Raw genomic sequence first — 357 nt, forward strand, 5'->3', positions numbered from 1 at the left:
TCCGCCCGCACCACGACACCCAAGCAGCCGCCCGGCGTCAGGCCGCCACCGACCCCGCCTGGCAGGCCGATTACCGCCGCTGGCGGCCACCGGTCGAACGCGCCGTCGCCTGGATCGTCCACCACGGCAACCGCAGACTCCGCTACCGCGGAACCATCAAGAACGACCTCTGGCTCCACACCCGAGCCGCCGCCCTCAACCTCCGCCGACTGATCAACCTCGGACTCACCCACACCCAAGGCACCTGGCACCTCGCCACCGTCAGCGCATGACCGGCGGGGGGGGGGGGGGGGGGGCGCGCCGCGCCCCCCCCCCCCCCCCCCCAACCCAGAAAGCTTATATGGGCGCGGGGGGCGG

At 74.2% G+C, this 357-nt stretch carries 1 protein-coding gene; it reads left to right on the forward strand.

The features are described from left to right. A partial coding sequence (locus ACFZAX_RS20865; protein ID WP_390963329.1) for a transposase occupies positions 1-272 on the forward strand: 272 nt, incomplete at its 5' end. Positions 273-357 lie beyond the last annotated feature (85 nt).

Source organism: Streptomyces sp. NPDC008125 (assembly GCF_042957125.1).
Lineage (GTDB): Bacteria > Actinomycetota > Actinomycetes > Streptomycetales > Streptomycetaceae > Streptomyces.